The following is a 16,833-nucleotide window of genomic DNA, read 5'->3' as shown; positions in this document are numbered from 1 at the left end:
ATTTATTGACTCAATTAAGCCACACATTTGGTCAATTTTCAAACAATCCATCGATATTCAGATAGCCGGCCAACATTTCCGGCCGCGCCTGCTCCAGCCAGGGAAGGATACCCAGGCAGGGCGCGCCCATGTGGTTCACCAGGTAATTGAGAGTGTCCTGCTCGCAGCTCATTGGCTCGGACTCCGTCCGATTGGCAACCCACCCCGCCAACCGCAGACCATCACTTCTGATGGCTTCCGCCGTCAGCAGAGCATGGTTGATGCAGCCGAGGCGGAGTGAGACGACTAGAATAACCGGCATGGCCAGTTGGCGCGGAAACTCCGAATAGGTTTCCCGATCGTTTAGAGGCACTCGCCAGCCGCCAGCGCCCTCCACCAGCAGCAGGTCTGCCGGACGGATCTGCAAACCACGGCAGAACCCGACGAGGCGATCCGAAGTGATGTGACGTCCGGCCTGCTCGGCGGCAACGTGGGGGGCAATCGCCGGTTCCAGCGCCACCGGGTTGATGAGCTCATAAGCCAGCGGCTCGGTAATAGCGTTCTGCAGAATCAGGGCGTCTTCGTTGCGGAGACCTTCGGGCGTCCGATCACAACCAGACGCAATGGGTTTCATCGCCAGGGTGTGCTTGCCCATGGTCCGGGCCGCGTGAAGAATGGCGGCGGAAACCAGGGTTTTCCCAACCCCTGTGTCGGTGCCCGTTACAAAGAAGGAGTGTTTGGCCATTATTGTTTCCCGGTTAACGCTTCCTGTGGTGCCTGCCAGTAAATCCAGGCAGCCTCATAACTTGCCATAATAGTGCCGTCCGGCTCTTTCGGGTAATGCCTGCACATTGTCCGCAACCTCCCCGGCGCCGTGACCACTCGGCGACGACCAGCGCCCCGAAAGCCGGCGCCAAGATGGCGGAGCTCACCGGCCAGGGCCATCGGCGACTCGTAGGGCAGCCTTATTGTACGGTTCTCGATAACGGCACCCGGCAACTCGGCCCCCACCTTGGCCTGCAGGGCAAGGTGGGTCTCAAAGCGATTGACGTGCTGATGATCGGGGTCCGCGGCGTGCCAGGCCGTTTTCAGTTCTCGCAGTGTGCCATCCAGGAGCGTCGAGACCATCAGGAATCCACCGGGGCGCAGAATACGCTGGCATTCCCGGAGCACTGAACGGGGGTCATCACACCATTGAATCATCAGATTACTGAATATCAGGTCCACGCTGTCATCAAGCAAAGGGAGGTGCTCGGCATCGCCCACAATCCAGCTGATTCCCGCAGGCGAGTTCTCACGGGCCTGCGCCAGCATACCCGGTGAGAGATCAAGCCCGGCCAGCACCCCAATACCCTCAAGCCCAGCGAACTTGCGGGTAAACCAACCGGTGCCGCAACCCAGGTCCAGGGTGGCCGAATGAAGTTGCTCGCGCTCGACGGCCTGGAATTTTTGCAGCATGGTGTTGCCCATGAAACGCTGCAGCCGGGAGGCGCTTTCATAGGTGCCACTGGCAATGCCGAAGCCCCGGGCAATATCCGATTTGAGGGTTTCAGAAACACCGGCCGATGCGCCGACCGGCGAGTTCATAACGCCCATGACAGTGCCTTTTGCGAGGCAAAGAACGACTGAATCGCAGCCCAGCAATCCGAGGCAGAGCATCCACCCGGCCAATGTGCCATGCCAGGGACAACGGCATAGCCACTTGAGGCTGGAAGTGAAAGATCTTGAGCCCTGGATCTGACCACAATATCCTTCTCACCCGTCACATGCAGAGCCGGGGTGACGAGTGAACGCCATAGTGCCCGCTGATCCCCGGCTTCCAGCCACGCGAGACTCTTGCTGAGGTGCTCGTGCGAAACCAAGGTGCCTTTTTCGAGCCAGGGCCTGAGACTTTGTCGCTCGTCTTTTTCGTTCGACGCACCGTTGATCATCAACAACAGGAAATGCAGCCAGTACCGTTGAGGGTCACGGCGAATGCCCAGGGCGAAAGCCCGGAAGTCCGCTTCCGGCATTCCATGGAGCCAGCTGTCATCGGCAACAAACTTCGGAAACCCACCCAGCGTTACGGCGCAGGATACCGAGCCGGTTTGTCGCGCTGCGGCCTCCATCACGACCTGACTACCCAGAGACCACCCCATCCAGACGGACGGCTCCGGGTACAGCGACAAAAGTTCATCCGTGACTTGCGAGAGAGAATCGCAACGGGCGAGTAATTCATCGTCCAGTGACACCGGCACAACTTCCCCGGGCCAGTAGCCATACAGCTTCGACAGCATCTCTGCGCGGACACCCCACCCGGCAACCACTACCAGGCGCTGACAGACGATGGCGGAACTCATATCGCAACGTCCGTCTTTTGAAGCAGGTGACGGCACTCTGAAAGCCCGCCCAGCAGGCAGTCCAGATCCTCCTGGGAATGCGCGGCACTGAACGTAACCCGCAACCGCGCCTCGCCTACCGGAACCGTGGGCGGGCGAATCGCCGAAACCAGCAACCCCCGCTTCTCCAGGGCCTGGCTGAGCGCCAGCGCGCCGTAATTGTCGCCAATCATGATCGGCTGGATCGGCGTACGCGACGGCATCAATTCATACCCCATGGCAGAGGCCTCGCGACGGAACCGGGACACCAGCCCCATTACATGGTCACGACGCCCCTGATCCCGTTCAATAAGATCCAGACTCGAAATCGTTGCCATGGCAATTGCCGGCGGCATCGCCGTGGTATAGATATAGGTTCTGGCCTTCTGAACCAGATAATCCATCAACATCGGCGGACCGGCCACGAATGCGCCACTGGTGCCGACCGCCTTGCCCAGGGTGCCGATCAACACAGGCACGTCTTCCTCCGACAACCCCAACTCCGCAACACTGCCCCGACCCTCGGGCCCCAGAACTCCAATCCCGTGGGCATCATCAACAACCAGTAACGCATCGTGAGCCCGGCAGACCCGGGCCAACTCCGCCAGCGGCGCAACATCACCGTCCATGCTGAATACACCATCGGTCACCACCAGCTTGTGCCCCGACGTCTCCGCCAGCATCGCCTCCAGCGCTGCCGCATCACCATGGGCATAACGCCGAACCCGGGCCCGGCTCAGAATACAGCCATCAATAATGGATGCGTGATTCAGCCGATCCGAAAAAATCGTATCGCCCCGCCCGGCCAGCGCCGAAATAACCCCCATATTGGCCATGTAACCGGTGGAGAAAAACAGCGCCGAACTGCGCCCGGTAAACTCCGCCAGACGAAGCTCCAAGCGGTGATGGGCATCGTGATGACCACAGATCAGATGAGAAGCCGCGCCGCCGAGCCCTGTTTCAGGAAGCGCATTACGAAGGGCCTCGATATTGGCGGGGTGATTGGCGAGACCGAGGTAATCATTGCTGCAGAACGACAGCAAAGGTATGCCGTCCGCAATCAGAGAGGGTCGCTGGGGACCCGTCACATGCCGACGTGTCCGGTACAGACCGGCCTGTTTCCGCTCTTCAAGTTCAAGGGCAAAGTCCCGCACGATAGCACCTGGAGGTTAACTCAACGGCCCGGGCAACGAGTGGGTAAGGCTCCCCGGGATTGTAGAGGGCCAAGGATGGCCCGAAACAAGCGCACATGGATGTGCTCGTAGCGTATCCCGGGGAGCCTTACCCGCTCGTTGCTTCCCCAGGATCAAAGGCTCAGGCAGATTCCCGCGTGGCGTCATAGAACATGTGACGCGTCGCCTCATACTCCACGGCTTCGGCAATCGCCTCCTCTTCCTGTTCCTCAGAAGCGCACTGCTCCCGCTGCTCAGGACGAATACCCAAACGCTTGAACAGCAGCATATCGGCATCCGCCTCCGGATTGGCGGTGGTCAGCAGTTTCTCGCCGTAGAAAATCGAGTTGGCGCCAGCCATGAAACACAGGGCCTGCATCTGCTCATTCATGTTCTCACGGCCAGCTGACAGACGAACATGAGATGCCGGCATCATGATCCGCGCCACCGCAATAATCCGGACGAACTCGAACGGGTCCAGATCCTCGACGTTCTCCATGGGCGTGCCCTTCACCTTTACCAGCATATTAACCGGCACACTCTCGGGATGATGAGGCAGATTTGCCAACTGGACCAGGAGACCTACCCGGTCATCCTCATCCTCACCCATGCCCATGATGCCACCGCAGCAAACTTTCATGCCGGCCTTGCGAACGTTATCGAGCGTATCCAGGCGGTCCTGATAGGTCCGCGTGGTGATGATGTGGCTATAGTATTTTTCGGAAGTGTCCAGGTTGTGGTTGTAGTAATCCAGCCCGGCGTCAGCCAACTCAACCGCCTGCTCTTCCTTCAGCATGCCCAGCGTCATACAGGTCTCAAGTCCCAGGGATTTGACCTGCTTCACCATATCCAGCACGTAGGGCATATCTTTTTTGGAGGGACTGCGCCAGGCGGCGCCCATGCAGAACCGGGATGCGCCCTTCTCTTTCGCGGCACGGGCCTCAGCCACCACTTTTTCGATTTCCAGCAGCTTCTCTTTCTCGAGACCGGTGTTGTAATGACCACTCTGGGGACAGTATTTGCAATCCTCCGGGCAGGCGCCGGTCTTGATCGACAGCAGAGTACTGACCTGCACTTCATTCGGGTCAAAATGCTGCCGGTGCACACTCTGGGCGCGAAACAGAAGGTCGTTAAAGGGCAGTTCGAACAGCTCGCGGGCTTCCTGCAGTGTCCAGTCGTGGCGGAGTTCTGTAGCGGTCATGTAAAAGTCCTGTTAACCTTTTCCGGTCTCTGGGTTTACGGATGAATCAGATGATAAAGAGACTGAACTGGCTGTCAACCTTCACGGAGAAAAAGGTTAACAGCGTCAGGCACGGTGGGCTATGTGTCGCGTGCCTCTCCTCCAACGCTTTCAATGGGTTATGCCAGCCTTGTCGGGACGATTTGCCGGTTAACCGCTGGCACTGTCGCTGCTGCGCCCTACCCCTGGCCTTTCCATCCTCGGAACTGCTCTGTGGCGACTGCCTGAAACACCCGCCACCTTTTGATACATCCTTTGTTCCCTGGCGCTACCAGTACCCGCTGAACGGCATGATTGGCCGCTACAAATACAATGGCCAACGTAAGTTCGGCCGGCCCCTGATGTCCGATTTTGCGAAATCTCTTGCAGAAGCATTACAGGATGGCAGCATCCCGAAGCCGTTGGCGCTGATACCAGCACCCATGGATGCGCGACGACGGCGCCAAAGGGGATTCAATCAGGCCCAGGACATTGCCGAGACCATCGGGAGTCAGTTGAACATTCCTGTCGCTACCGGGCTGGTGCGGCGCGTCCGGCGGGTCCGGGCACAACGAGAGCTGGACCGGGAGGCGCGGCTGGCGAATCTTCGCGGGGTGTTCGAGGTGACAACGGTGGCGCCTGAGCGGATAGCCATTGTGGATGATGTGGTGACGACGGGGGCGACGGTTCGGGTGTTGGCTTCGGTTCTTCGGGAGGCTGGGGCTCGGGAGATTCAGGTTTGGGCTTTGGCGCGGACACCCGGTTAGTGCGACTAACCGCATTTACCCTGGAGCATTCGCCGGGAAAGGCCATTAACTCATACTTGGCAGCAAGCACCGGTCAGGCAGGCCCTCCCGGGATACGCTAAAAGCACTTCCCTGTGCGCTTGTTTCGGGCCATCCATGGCCCTCTACAATCCCGGGAGGGACTGCCTGACCGGCGCCCGGACTGTTGAGTAAGTTGTTCAGTTCAGCTTTCTCTTCACAAAATCTGCGATTGCCAGGCAAGACGTCAATCCAGGCGATTCGATGCCAAAAAGATTAACCAGTCCAGGCAAACCGTGATCTTCCGGTCCATCGATTCGAAAATCCGCAAAACCACCATCGGGGCCCACCAACTTGGGGCGGATACCGGCATACGCAGGTTGAAGTCGGGCCGGGTCGAGACCAGGCCACCATTGGCGGATACCTCTGGCGAAGGTTTCCTGGCGGTTCGGGTCGACTGTGTAGTCTTCGGTTTCAATCCATTCCACGTCGGGGCCGAAGCGGGCCTGGCCAGCGAGGTCGAGCGTGAGGTGTACACCGAGGCCGCCGGGTTCGGGGACCGGGTAGATCAGGGTTTTGAAGGGTGTTTGGCCGCTGTAGCTGAAGTAGACGCCTCTTGCGAACCACTGTTCTGGCTTGAAGTCGTCAGGTAAGCCGGCCCAGGTTTTTGCCAGTGGAACAGCGGCCAGTCCGGCGGCGTTGATGACGTTTTTCGCTTTCAGAGTCAGCGGATGGTCGCCTCCCACGTGGAGACGATGCCAGTGGTTTTCCGATTCGGCGGCCACCACGGGTGACCGGAGAACGAGCTGGCCGCCGGCATCCTCGAGCTCGCCGAGCAGTGAGAGCATCAGTCCATGGCTGTCTATGATGCCGGTTTCCGGCGACCAGAGGCCGGAACTCGCGCGAACTTCCGGAATCTCACGGGCCAGCCGGTCTGCTTCATGCAAGGTCAGCTCGACGCCATTGTGGGCCGCGGCCGCCTGAATATCCTTGAGTTTTCCATTCTGCGATTCATCGGCTGCCACGATCCATTTGCCACACTTCCGGTGGTCGACTTTGCGGGTTTGGCAGTAGTCGTAAAGCCGCTGTCGGCCTGCAACGCAAAGTTCCGCCTTCAGTGATCCTTCCGGGTAATAGATGCCGGCATGAATGACCTCACTGTTGCGAGAGGATATGCCCTCACCAAACCGGCCAGCGCTTTCCAGCAAAATCACGTCATGGCCGGCACTCGCAAGGGCGCGGGCGATAGCAAGGCCAACCACACCGGCACCGATTACCACGGTTTGTGTTTCAAGAATTTCTTTCTGCACCCTCACTCGCCCTCACTCAACTGCCCAGCGAACGAGCATACCCCATTCTCAGCGCTCTCAGAAAAGTGACTTCATGATGAACCATTACTCGATTGCGGATACCGGTTATACTTGGCTCCAAATTTACGTGGATGTCTTTTTCCGCGAGGCCTTCATGGACTCAGAGCTGGATGAAAACTGGTACCATCTGCAATCCATGAAATCCAAATACGACACAAGGCTCTGATACATCCCTTTATGACCCATGACTCCTCACTCGCTGCATCCACCCACCCTTACGATTCCCTGACGCCTGATACTATCCTGGATGCCATGGAAGAGGCCGGGTTCGCGGTAAGTGGGCGGCTGTTCGCGCTGAACAGCTACGAAAACCGGGTTTATCAGGTGGGGCTGGACGATAGCGCCCCGGTCATCGCCAAATTTTATCGGCCAGGTCGGTGGAGCGAAAAGGCAATCCAGGAGGAGCATGAGTTCACCCTGGAACTTCTGCAGGCAGACATTCCGGTTGTTGCACCGATGAAGCTGACTTCGGGCGATACGCTCGGCCGCCACGGCGAGTTCCTGTTCGCGGCCTTTCCACAGCGTGGCGGACAGGCGCCCGATACCAGCGTGACAGACACTCTCTACCGTCTCGGCCAGTGGCTGGGTCAGATTCACAACATTGGCGCCAAGAAACCATTTGCCAATCGCCCTGGCATGGATCTGCTTGAGGGCATTGAAGTCAGCAACCGGCTTCTGGTTGAAGGCGACTGGATTCCAGCGGATCTCAGGCCCGCCTGGGACAGCCTGATCCCCGACCTGCAAAGGCTCTGTGCGGTACGGGTTGATGAAGCCGGCCCGGTAGAAACTCTGCGACTTCATGGCGACTGTCATTCCGGCAACATCCTGTGCCGGGACGAGCAGATGCTGTTCGTAGATCTGGACGACTGCCGCACGGGGCCTGCTATCCAGGACATGTGGCTGCTCCTTAACGGAGACGATGTCGACCGGGGGGCCCAGCTCGGAGAACTCCTCGAAGGTTATGAGATGTTCCGTGATTTCAATCGTCGAGAACGCCACTTGATTGAGCCGCTGCGGTGCTACCGGCAGATCGCGCACTGCGCCTGGCTGGCAAAGCGCTGGGATGATCCTGCGTTTCCGCGCTTCTTTCCGTGGTTTGCCCAGCCACGCTTCTGGTCAGACCAGATTCTCTCGCTGCGGGAGCAACTATCCGCCCTGCAGTCTCCGGCCATCACGGTGCCGGGGCAATACTGAGTAACACTTTAAATTCGTTTGATTCGAGGTAGGCATGAGCCAGAGTGAGGCCCGTTACACCGTCCGCAGCCTGATCGTGACCGCACTGGTTGCGGTAATCGGGACCGTTCTTGCGCTGGAAATGAGCGGCAAGATCAGTCACAGCGACAACAAGGATCACATGCCGGTTGGCGATTTCCAGGCCATACATGTAACCGAGGACGATCCGTTCCGCATGTCACCCAAGGCATCGGAACTGCATGCGGTCTGCGAGAATGGCTATCTGGCAATTGCCGCCGATGTGGACCCCTCGTTCCGGGGCATTCTGGTGGACTACAAGAACCGGGGCGTGCGCTGCTCCCGACCGTCACCGACAGGCCCTGCGGTTCCACCCTCTCCAGAGGCAGCAGACCCCAATGGTTAAGCCCCGCAAGCCTTCGGAGCCACCCGAGCAGGTGACAGACCGATTGTTTGCCACAGAACGCCGACCCGAGGATTTCCGGTTCGACGCGTCGGTGGCACGGGTTTTCCCGGACATGATTCGCCGGTCCGTGCCGGGCTACACCACCATCATTCCGATGATCGAGGTGATCACCGAACAATACGCCCAGCCAGCCTCCCACTGCTATGACCTGGGCTGCTCCCTGGGCGCCTCGACCCTGGCGATGCGGCACGGCATCTCATATGGGGATTGCACCCTTGTGGGCGTGGATAACTCCAGCGCCATGATCGAACGCTGCGAGCATTACATTGCATTGGACGACAGCGCCCTCCCTGTCACCCTCAGGTGCGAGGATATTCTGGACACCGAACTCAGCAACGCCTCGGTGACCACGCTGAATTTCACCTTGCAGTTTGTGGATCCGGAAAGGCGGTCCAGCCTGCTCAAACGAATTGCGGATGCTACCCTCCCCGGCGGCGTTTTGATTCTGTCAGAAAAAATCCGCTTTGAGTCGGAGGACGAGCAGGCCATTCAGACCCGACTGCACCACGAATTCAAGCGTGCCAACGGCTATTCGGATCTCGAAATCAGCCAGAAGCGAACGGCCATTGAACAGGTACTGATTCCAGAGACACTGGCGGCCCATAAGGCACGACTGCTGGCGGCGGGCTTCAATGATGTGGTGGTCTGGTACCAGTGCTTCAACTTTGTATCCATGCTCGCCATCAAGGCTGACAAAACCATCGAATGACCATGGCAGATTTTGACTGGAAAGCCCGATTCGGGCCTATCATCAATGAACTCGCAAAAGACGGCCTGGGTCACTGGGCCACTTCGCTTCAGCAGCAACTGGTTCACCGCTTCGAAGACCGCCCCCATGGCGATCTGGATCGCTGGCAGGCCGCCCTGGACCGCCTGCCCAACATTGAGCAGGTGGAGGCGCAGCTGAACCGCTCTGCCATTACCCTGAATTCACCCGAGCCGCTGAACCTGGCACAGCAGGAACAGCTGGAGCAGGGACTGCGCGGCCTGATGCCATGGCGCAAGGGTCCCTTCGATTTTTTCGGCACCTACATTGATACCGAGTGGCGCTCCGACTGGAAGTGGGACCGGGTCGCACCCTACCTTTCAGACCTCTCCGGTCGCCGGATACTGGATGTGGGCTGCGGCTCCGGGTACCACTGCTGGCGCATGCTGGGTGAGGGGGCCGGCCGGGTGATCGGGATCGACCCGGGGCTGCTGTTCATGTTCCAGTTCTTCAGCGTCAAGGACTACCTGGGCGATGTCGCCGTCGATCTGTTGCCGATCCGGATGGAGGATCTGCCAGCCGATCTTGAAACCTTCGACACCACCTTTTCCATGGGCGTCCTTTATCATCGTCGCTCGCCTCTGGATCATCTGCTGGAGCTCAAGGGAACACTGCGCCGGGGTGGCGAGCTGGTTCTGGAAACACTTGTGGTGGAGGGCCCTGAAGGTTTCAGCCTGATGCCCAAGGGTCGCTACGGACAGATGCGCAATGTCTGGTTCCTGCCCAGCTGCGAAACAATGCTGCGCTGGCTCGACCGCACCGGCTTCCGCAATGCCCGGGTGGTGGATGTGACCGAGACCACTACCGAGGAACAGCGCAGCACCGACTGGATGCGCTTCAATTCCCTACAGGATTTTCTGGATCCGAACGACCCGTCAAAAACCGTCGAGGGTTACCCTGGGCCCCTTCGTGCCACCGTGATTGCCGAGAAGCCCTGAGCACAAAAAAACCGCCGTGCCTTTCGGCAGGGCGGTTTCTTCATCCATCGGCGATTACTCGCCAAATGGATGACGGAGCGTGATGGTTTCAATGCGGTCCGGCCCCGTGGAGATCACGTCGATCGGTGCCTCGATCTGCTCTTCCAGGAACCGAATGTAGGCCTTCGCATTCTCCGGCAACTGATCGACGCTGGTCAGCCCAACGGTACTCTCACTCCAGCCAGGCAGCTCTTCGTAAACCGGCTCAATGTCCTTGTAACTGTCACAGCCGATGGGCGGCCGGAAAATCTCGCCATTCGGAGTCTTGTAACCGACACAGACCTTCACGGTTTCCAGCCCGTCCAGCACGTCGAGCTTGGTCAGGCAGATGCCGGAGACACTGTTGATCTGGATCGCGTGTCGAATCGCCACCGCATCGAACCAACCGCAGCGACGGGCGCGACCGGTTGTGGTGCCCACTTCGTTGCCTTTCACCGCGAGATGTTTGCCCATGTCGTCAAACAGCTCCGTGGGGAACGGGCCGGAACCGACACGGGTGGTATAGGCCTTGGTGATCCCCAGCACATAGTCGAGGAACAGCGGACCGAAACCGGAGCCAGTGGCGGTGCCGCCGGCGGTGGTGTTGGACGAGGTCACGTACGGATAGGTACCCAGGTCGATATCCAGCAGCGAGCCCTGGGCTCCCTCGAAGAGGATATTCTCTCCACGCTTGCGGAAATCGTGCAGCATGTCGGTCACGTCCGCCGCCATGGGCAGAATTTCCTCACCCATCTGCTTCAGTTCTTCCAGGGCCGCATCAATATCTTCGGCTTCTTCCTTGAAGTACTCGGTCAGGATGAAGTTGTGGTAAGACATGATCTCGCGCAGCTTCGTTTCGAAGTCGGCGGGATTGCACAGGTCACCCAGGCGCAGGCCGCGGCGGGAAACCTTGTCTTCATAAGCGGGGCCGATACCGCGACCCGTGGTACCAATCTTGTCGACGCCACGAGCCCTTTCCCGGGCCTGATCAATGCGGACATGGGTGCGCAGTATGATCGGGCACGCCAAGCTGATACGCAGGCGATCGCGAACCGCCACATCGTTGGCTTCAAGCTCTCGTACTTCTTTGAGCAGAGCTTCCGGGGAGAGGACAACACCGTTGCCGATAAGACAGTAAACATGCTGCCGCAAAATACCGGAAGGAATCAGGTGAAGCGCTGTTTTCTTGCCGTCTATTACCAGGGTGTGTCCGGCGTTGTGCCCGCCCTGGAAGCGAACAACCGCTGCGACCTTGTCAGTCAGCAGGTCAACAATCTTACCCTTGCCTTCATCACCCCATTGGGTGCCCAGCACAACAACGTTTTTACCCATGATTCTCTCTCAATGCGGCTGCCCCGAAGGACACGCGTTTCGCAAGTTTACCTGTAAATGAATTCACCGAGGCCCCGGGGCCATCAGCCCAGCTTCTGCACGACCCACTGGCCGTTCTGTTTCACCAGCTCCCGATCACAGCCTTTAGCCGTCGGATTAACACCCTCGTCTTCGGGCAGAGCCCGGACAACGGTCTCCGTCATTCTCAGACCGGAAATCACGCCTTCAAGAGCGGGGTCATCGTCCGCCGGCGCCCAGACAGCACCCGCCTTTCGTGCCACCCGCTCTCCGAGGGCGACGAGAGCCCGTATATCGAGACTGAACCCGGTTGCCGGGCGGGCCCGACCAAAATCGCTGCCAATGGCATCGTAGCGACCGCCTTTGGCAACGGAATCACCATGGCCAGGCACATAGGCCGCAAACACCAGCCCTGTGTGGTAGTTGTAGCCACGCAGCTCGCAGAAATCGAATCCGAAGCTGATCTCCGGATAATCCCGACTCAACATATCGGACACCCGCCCGAGTTGGTCAAGTGCGGCGTCCAGGCTGTCGGAGGCGCCCTGCAGGATCCGGCGGGCTTCACTCAAGGCCTCCGGGCCGCCACTGACCCGCGCAAGCTCGCGCAGGCGGGCCCCGGCTGAACCTGCAGCACACTGCCCCAGCAGTTCGTCAAGCTCGGGGACCGATTTGCGGGCCATGGCATCGAAAATGGCGCGCTCGGTATCCCTATCAAAATCCGCTTCGCCGATCAGACTCTCATAAATGGCCACGTGCGCCAGATCCAGGTGAATTCTCGGCAAACCGGCCACACGGAGGGTCTCCAGCATCAGGCTGATCACCTCCATGTCCGCAGCTTCCGAGGCACTGCCGAACAGCTCGCAACCGGCCTGGATGGGGGTGCGACCGGTCAGCATATGCCGGGGACGGGTATGGAGTACGTGTCCGGCATAGCACAGACGGGTGATCCCTTCCTGACCGAGGGTGTGGGCATCAATGCGCGCGGCCTGAGGCGTCATATCGGCGCGAACACCCATCATGCGACCGGTCAACTGGTCGGTGAGCTTAAAGGTCTGAAGCTCCAGGTCGTTTCCGGTTCCGGTAAACAGGGATTCGAGATATTCAATGAGCGGTGGGATTACCAGCTGATAACCCCAGCGCTGGCAGGTATCCATTACATCCCGGCGCAGGGATTCGATCCGTCCGGCCAGTGGGGGCAAAATATCCTCTACCCCGTCTGGCAGTAACCAGCGATCAGATACTGTCATGAGATTCCGTTGTCCGTTATATCCGCTCCGGCGCAGTCGGCGGGGGATCACACAGGATTTAAGGCGGCACTCGTTAAAAAGCCCGACACAAAACCGGCAGAATTTTACACGGTTGGCGGGCACAAAAAAACCGGAATACGGAGGTATTCCGGTTTTTGCTGTCAGGCTCCGGTTTACTGGGCGCCCTGGGGGTCGTTCAGGAACTTCATGAACGCGCTGTTGGAATCGATCACCATGATGTCATCCTTGCTCATGAAGGTATTGCGATAAGCCTGAAGACTCCGGTAGAAGCTGTAGAAGTCCGCGTTCGAGCCATAGGCATCGGCGTAAATCCTGGCCGCCTCACCGTCGCCTTCACCACGGGTTTCTTCCGACTGGGCAAAGGCCTCCGCCAGAATAACGGTTCTCTGACGATCCGCGTCGGCCCGAATACCCTCGGCCAGCTCGCGACCCCGGGAACGGAATTCCTGAGCCAGCTTTTCACGTTCAGTCGCCATCCGACGATAGACGTTTTCGCTCACCTGCCCCGGGAATTCGATTGCCTTGACCCGGATGTCCAGGACTTCGATGCCAAATTCGCTCTGCGCGGTCTGGTTTACACGATCCCTCAGGGTGTGCATCAGCTCATCCCGCTGGCCAGAGACTACTTCAACCATGGTCCGGATACCAAACTCATCCCGAAGTCCGTTGTCCACTCGAGAGGCGAGCAGAGACTGCGCACGGAACTCGTCACCGCCGGTCGCTCGGTAGAACTGGTCCACATCCCGGATCTTCCAGGCGATGTAGGAATCCACATCCAACGGTTTCTTTTCCACGGTCAGGTACTGCCTGGATGGCAGATCCATGGTCAAAACCCGGATATCGAATTCACGAACCTGATCGATGACAGGAACCTTGAAATGGATACCTGCCTGAATGTCAGTCTCTACCAGCTCACCGAACCGTAGCAGAACGCCCCGGTGGGTTTCCGGAATAATGTACACACTGGACAAGACCAGCAGGACAACAATAAGGGCGCCTGCAAGGCCCACTACACCTTTAGGTCCCATAATTATCTGCTCCTCCGAACGGTAGTATCCTGCCTGCTTCGCAGTTCCTGCAGAACCTGATCAGTCAGGGTCTGGATATCCACATTGCCTTGATTGCTACCGGAAGAAGATCCACCGGTGCGTGGCAGAGAACCTTGGGTCAGACGATCAAGCGGCAGGTACATCATGTTGCCGCTGCTCTCTGTGTCGACCAGGATCTTGCTGCTATTGGCCAACACTTCTTCAACGGTTTGCAGATACAGACGTTCACGAGTCACGGTCGGAGCCATCTCATACACAGCCAGGAGCTCGAGAAAACGGGCGGTTTCACCACGAGCCCGCTCGATCACTTCTTCCTTGTAGGCATTAGCCTCTTCGATCATGCGCTGAGCCTCACCACGGGCCTCAGGTACGACTCGGTTGCGATAGGTTTCAGCTTCTTCCTTGACCCGCTGCTCGTCTTCCCGGGCGCGCTGAACTTCACGGAACGCATCCTGAACCGGGGCGGGGGGCTGGGTACTTTCAACGTTCACCCGCACCAACTCCAGACCGGTGCCATATTCTCTCAGAAAGGTCTGAAGCCTTTGCTCTACTCGAACAGCCAATTCGGCACGGCCTTCGGTCAGCACGTCATCCAGGGTGGAACTGCCCACCTCATGACGGATGGCACTATCAGTCGCGAATGCCAGCGCCTGGTTGGAATCACGAACGTTCAGGACATAGGCTTCTGCGTCGCCTACGCGATACTGCACCTGCAGATCCACAGTTACCAGGTTTTCGTCCTGAGTGAGCATCTGGCCACTGGACTCGGCAGTTCGAACACTGGTGACACGCACCTTGGTTACACTGTCGATCAATGGAACCTTGAACCTCAGACCAGGGTTAGCGGTCTGATGGTACTCACCGAAACGAAGCACAACCGCCCGTTCCTGTTCGTCCACGGTGTAAAACGACTGGAAAATCACGTAGCCGACTACCAGGATGCCTGCAAGCGCGAGGATGGCCCCGAAGCCGCCGGCACTTCCGCCGCCGCTGCCACCGCTTCCGCCGGACTTGCCACCCTTGCCGCCCAGCATTTTGTTGAGCTTGTCGAGACCTTTTTTCAGCGCCTCATCGAGGTCTGGCGGCCCCTGATCATTGCCGCGTCGACCACCACCGGTACCCCAGGGGTCATTGTCGTTACGGTTTCCACCCGGTTCGTTCCAGGCCATAGTGCTCTCCGTTACTGACTTATAGATAGAATGGCTGCAAATACTAGGGATTTATCTCCGCCCCGGCAATAGCCGGGGCGGTTTCATGCGTGTCCACCGTCCAGTCGGATTGACTTTTCGTTGACGCCGGCCCGGCTGAGCAGTTGTTGCCAGTCCCGATTCTGCAATCGCACCTCAACAACGGTGTCGCCGGAATCACGGTACTCCTCACTCAGCACCGAACCCGCTTCATGCAGGAGTGCGCGCAACTTGCCATCCGCCGGACCAAGCAGGACGAAGTGATGGACCACATCTTCCGCTACCCGCTCAACGATCGCATCGAACAGACCGTCCAGGCCCTCACCAGTTACTGCGGACACCCAGGCCCGGACTGGAATCCCCTCTTCATTTCGCTCGACACGCGGTGTGAAGTTTTCCAGCAGATCAATCTTGTTGAACACCTGCAGCATGGGAATCTCGTCTGCACCAATCTCCGCCAGAACCTCTTCAACCTGCTCAATATTCTCGTCGCGGCGCGGATCGTGGCAGTCGATGATATGTAACAGCAAAGTCGCCTGCGTGGTTTCTTCAAGCGTCGCCCGGAACGCCTCAACCAGCTTGTGCGGCAGATGCCTTATGAAGCCTACGGTGTCCGCCATTACGACCGGCCCGATATCCGGAAGTTCCAGCCGCCGCAACGTCGGATCGAGCGTGGCAAACAGCTGGTCTGCAGCATATACGGACGAAGTGGTAATCCGGTTGAATAGCGTGGATTTGCCGGCGTTGGTATAACCGACCAGAGACACCGTAGGAATGTCAGCCCGCTCACGGGCTCTTCGCCCCTGGTTCCGCTGGCGACGCACCTTTTCCAGACGCTTGTGGATGGACTTGATCCGCTCCCGCAAGAGTCGGCGGTCGGTTTCCAGCTGGGTCTCACCGGGGCCGCGAAGACCAATACCCCCTTTCTGACGCTCAAGGTGGGTCCAGCCCCGAACCAGACGCGTGGACATATGTTCGAGCTGGGCAAGTTCTACCTGGAGCTTGCCCTCGTGTGTCCGCGCCCGCTGGGCAAAGATATCGAGAATCACACCGGTACGGTCCAGCACACGGCACTTGAGCTCATGCTCAATGTTGCGTTCCTGGCGAGGACTCAGGGCATGATTGAACAAGACAACATCAGCCTCATTGGCCGCCACTGCGTCACGAATTTCTTCCAGCTTGCCCTCACCGACGAAAAATCTGGGACTAGGCTGCTTCCGGGACCCCGTGACGGTACAAACAGGCTCAACACCGGCGGAGGTTACAAGCTCCCGAAATTCACCGGGGTCTTCGGTGCCATCGTGGGCAGTAAAATCGATGTGGACGAGTACTGCGCGCTCACCGACATCAGGACGTTCAAACAATTGGCGTCAACTCCGGGCAATCAGACTATGGGTGACATAAAAACAAACACCCGCGGCCACAAGATCCCTTGACTGGCGGGATCTTCTGGAACGCGGGTGACAAGATCGGGAGACGGGCGTATCAGTCCTCAGACTCGCCCTCTCCTCCCGGAGCCTGCTGCGGAATGCGAACATTACGTGCAGGTACCACAGTGGAAATAGCGTGCTTGTAGACCATCTGGCTGACAGTATTTTTCAGCAAAATCACGAACTGGTCGAAAGATTCGATCTGGCCCTGTAGCTTGATACCGTTGACCAGAAAGATGGAAACCGGAATGCGTTCCTTGCGCAGTGCATTAAGGTAAGGGTCTTGTAACGAATGCCCTTTTGACATGT

The 16,833-nt window shown here is 58.5% G+C and carries 18 protein-coding genes; 6 read left to right on the top strand and 12 right to left on the bottom strand.

What is annotated here, in order from left to right; translation table 11 throughout:
* Positions 1-31 precede the first annotated feature (31 nt).
* The 5 genes from bioD to bioB all read right to left on the bottom strand — a co-directional run bounded on the left by bioD (position 32) and on the right by bioB (position 4,709).
* A complete protein-coding gene (bioD, locus tag ABNF92_RS16785; RefSeq protein WP_069183039.1) occupies positions 32-724 on the bottom strand; it encodes a dethiobiotin synthase in 693 nt (230 codons plus the stop codon).
* The gene (bioC, locus tag ABNF92_RS16780; RefSeq protein ID WP_349342779.1) at positions 724-1,575 is read right to left on the bottom strand and encodes a malonyl-ACP O-methyltransferase BioC; all 852 of its coding nucleotides are present in this window, start codon (positions 1,573-1,575) and stop codon (positions 724-726) included. The genes bioD and bioC overlap by 1 nt, the downstream gene beginning before the upstream one ends.
* Positions 1,563-2,318, bottom strand: a complete 756-nt coding sequence (locus ABNF92_RS16775; RefSeq protein ID WP_349342778.1) for an alpha/beta fold hydrolase — start codon at positions 2,316-2,318, stop codon at positions 1,563-1,565. The genes bioC and ABNF92_RS16775 overlap by 13 nt, the downstream gene beginning before the upstream one ends.
* Complete coding sequence (gene bioF, locus ABNF92_RS16770; protein ID WP_349342777.1) at positions 2,315-3,490, bottom strand: 8-amino-7-oxononanoate synthase; 1,176 nt, start codon at positions 3,488-3,490, stop codon at positions 2,315-2,317. Before bioF ends, ABNF92_RS16775 begins: the two co-directional genes overlap by 4 nt.
* A gap of 160 nt (positions 3,491-3,650) precedes the next feature.
* Positions 3,651-4,709, bottom strand: a complete 1,059-nt coding sequence (gene bioB / locus ABNF92_RS16765) for a biotin synthase BioB (protein WP_069183036.1) — start codon at positions 4,707-4,709, stop codon at positions 3,651-3,653.
* A 50-nt stretch (positions 4,710-4,759) separates the two neighbouring features.
* Here bioB and ABNF92_RS16760 point away from each other — a divergent pair, with 50 nt between their 5' ends.
* The gene (locus ABNF92_RS16760; protein ID WP_349342776.1) at positions 4,760-5,494 is read left to right on the top strand and encodes a ComF family protein; all 735 of its coding nucleotides are present in this window, start codon (positions 4,760-4,762) and stop codon (positions 5,492-5,494) included.
* 197 nt (positions 5,495-5,691) lie between these two features.
* Here the strand turns inward: ABNF92_RS16760 and ABNF92_RS16755 are convergent, their stop codons facing one another.
* Positions 5,692-6,801: an NAD(P)/FAD-dependent oxidoreductase gene (locus ABNF92_RS16755; RefSeq protein ID WP_349342775.1), complete on the bottom strand. Its 1,110-nt coding sequence runs from the start codon at positions 6,799-6,801 to the stop codon at positions 5,692-5,694.
* A 73-nt stretch (positions 6,802-6,874) separates the two neighbouring features.
* On the opposite strand from ABNF92_RS16755, the gene ABNF92_RS16750 reads away from it, so the two are divergent.
* The 5 genes from ABNF92_RS16750 to cmoB are packed head-to-tail and all read left to right on the top strand — an operon-like array spanning position 6,875 to position 10,222.
* Positions 6,875-7,027 carry a hypothetical protein gene (locus ABNF92_RS16750; protein WP_153633714.1) on the top strand — a complete coding sequence of 51 codons (153 nt, stop codon included), beginning with the start codon at positions 6,875-6,877 and terminating at the stop codon, positions 7,025-7,027.
* 11 nt (positions 7,028-7,038) lie between these two features.
* Positions 7,039-8,055 carry a serine/threonine protein kinase gene (locus ABNF92_RS16745; protein WP_349342774.1) on the top strand — a complete coding sequence of 339 codons (1,017 nt, stop codon included), beginning with the start codon at positions 7,039-7,041 and terminating at the stop codon, positions 8,053-8,055.
* A gap of 34 nt (positions 8,056-8,089) precedes the next feature.
* Complete coding sequence (locus ABNF92_RS16740; RefSeq protein WP_136631509.1) at positions 8,090-8,458, top strand: kinase; 369 nt, start codon at positions 8,090-8,092, stop codon at positions 8,456-8,458.
* Positions 8,451-9,227, top strand: coding sequence for a carboxy-S-adenosyl-L-methionine synthase CmoA (cmoA, locus tag ABNF92_RS16735; protein WP_349342773.1), 777 nt, complete (start codon positions 8,451-8,453; stop codon positions 9,225-9,227). Before ABNF92_RS16740 ends, cmoA begins: the two co-directional genes overlap by 8 nt.
* Before the next feature lie 2 nt (positions 9,228-9,229).
* Positions 9,230-10,222 carry a tRNA 5-methoxyuridine(34)/uridine 5-oxyacetic acid(34) synthase CmoB gene (gene cmoB / locus ABNF92_RS16730; RefSeq protein WP_349342772.1) on the top strand — a complete coding sequence of 331 codons (993 nt, stop codon included), beginning with the start codon at positions 9,230-9,232 and terminating at the stop codon, positions 10,220-10,222.
* 54 nt (positions 10,223-10,276) lie between these two features.
* Here cmoB and ABNF92_RS16725 read toward each other — a convergent pair whose 3' ends face one another.
* From ABNF92_RS16725 to hfq, 6 genes are all read right to left on the bottom strand, one after another.
* Positions 10,277-11,572: an adenylosuccinate synthase gene (locus tag ABNF92_RS16725; protein ID WP_069183031.1), complete on the bottom strand. Its 1,296-nt coding sequence runs from the start codon at positions 11,570-11,572 to the stop codon at positions 10,277-10,279.
* Positions 11,573-11,655: 83 nt separating this feature from the next.
* Entirely contained in the window at positions 11,656-12,837 is a 1,182-nt protein-coding gene (locus tag ABNF92_RS16720; protein WP_349342771.1) for an ATP phosphoribosyltransferase regulatory subunit, read from the bottom strand.
* Positions 12,838-13,010: 173 nt separating this feature from the next.
* Complete coding sequence (gene hflC / locus ABNF92_RS16715; protein ID WP_153633718.1) at positions 13,011-13,886, bottom strand: protease modulator HflC; 876 nt, start codon at positions 13,884-13,886, stop codon at positions 13,011-13,013.
* Between the two features lie 2 nt (positions 13,887-13,888).
* Positions 13,889-15,076 carry an FtsH protease activity modulator HflK gene (gene hflK, locus ABNF92_RS16710; RefSeq protein ID WP_069183028.1) on the bottom strand — a complete coding sequence of 396 codons (1,188 nt, stop codon included), beginning with the start codon at positions 15,074-15,076 and terminating at the stop codon, positions 13,889-13,891.
* An 83-nt stretch (positions 15,077-15,159) separates the two neighbouring features.
* Positions 15,160-16,458 carry a ribosome rescue GTPase HflX gene (hflX, locus tag ABNF92_RS16705; RefSeq protein WP_209396657.1) on the bottom strand — a complete coding sequence of 433 codons (1,299 nt, stop codon included), beginning with the start codon at positions 16,456-16,458 and terminating at the stop codon, positions 15,160-15,162.
* 121 nt (positions 16,459-16,579) lie between these two features.
* The gene (gene hfq / locus ABNF92_RS16700) at positions 16,580-16,831 is read right to left on the bottom strand and encodes an RNA chaperone Hfq (protein WP_008170056.1); all 252 of its coding nucleotides are present in this window, start codon (positions 16,829-16,831) and stop codon (positions 16,580-16,582) included.
* Positions 16,832-16,833 lie beyond the last annotated feature (2 nt).

It is taken from the genome of Marinobacter sp. MMG032 (assembly GCF_040112695.1).
Taxonomy (GTDB): Bacteria; Pseudomonadota; Gammaproteobacteria; order Pseudomonadales; family Oleiphilaceae; genus Marinobacter; species Marinobacter salsuginis.
Note: the sequence above shows the minus strand (reverse complement) of the source record. Positions and strands in the feature narration are given on the sequence as shown.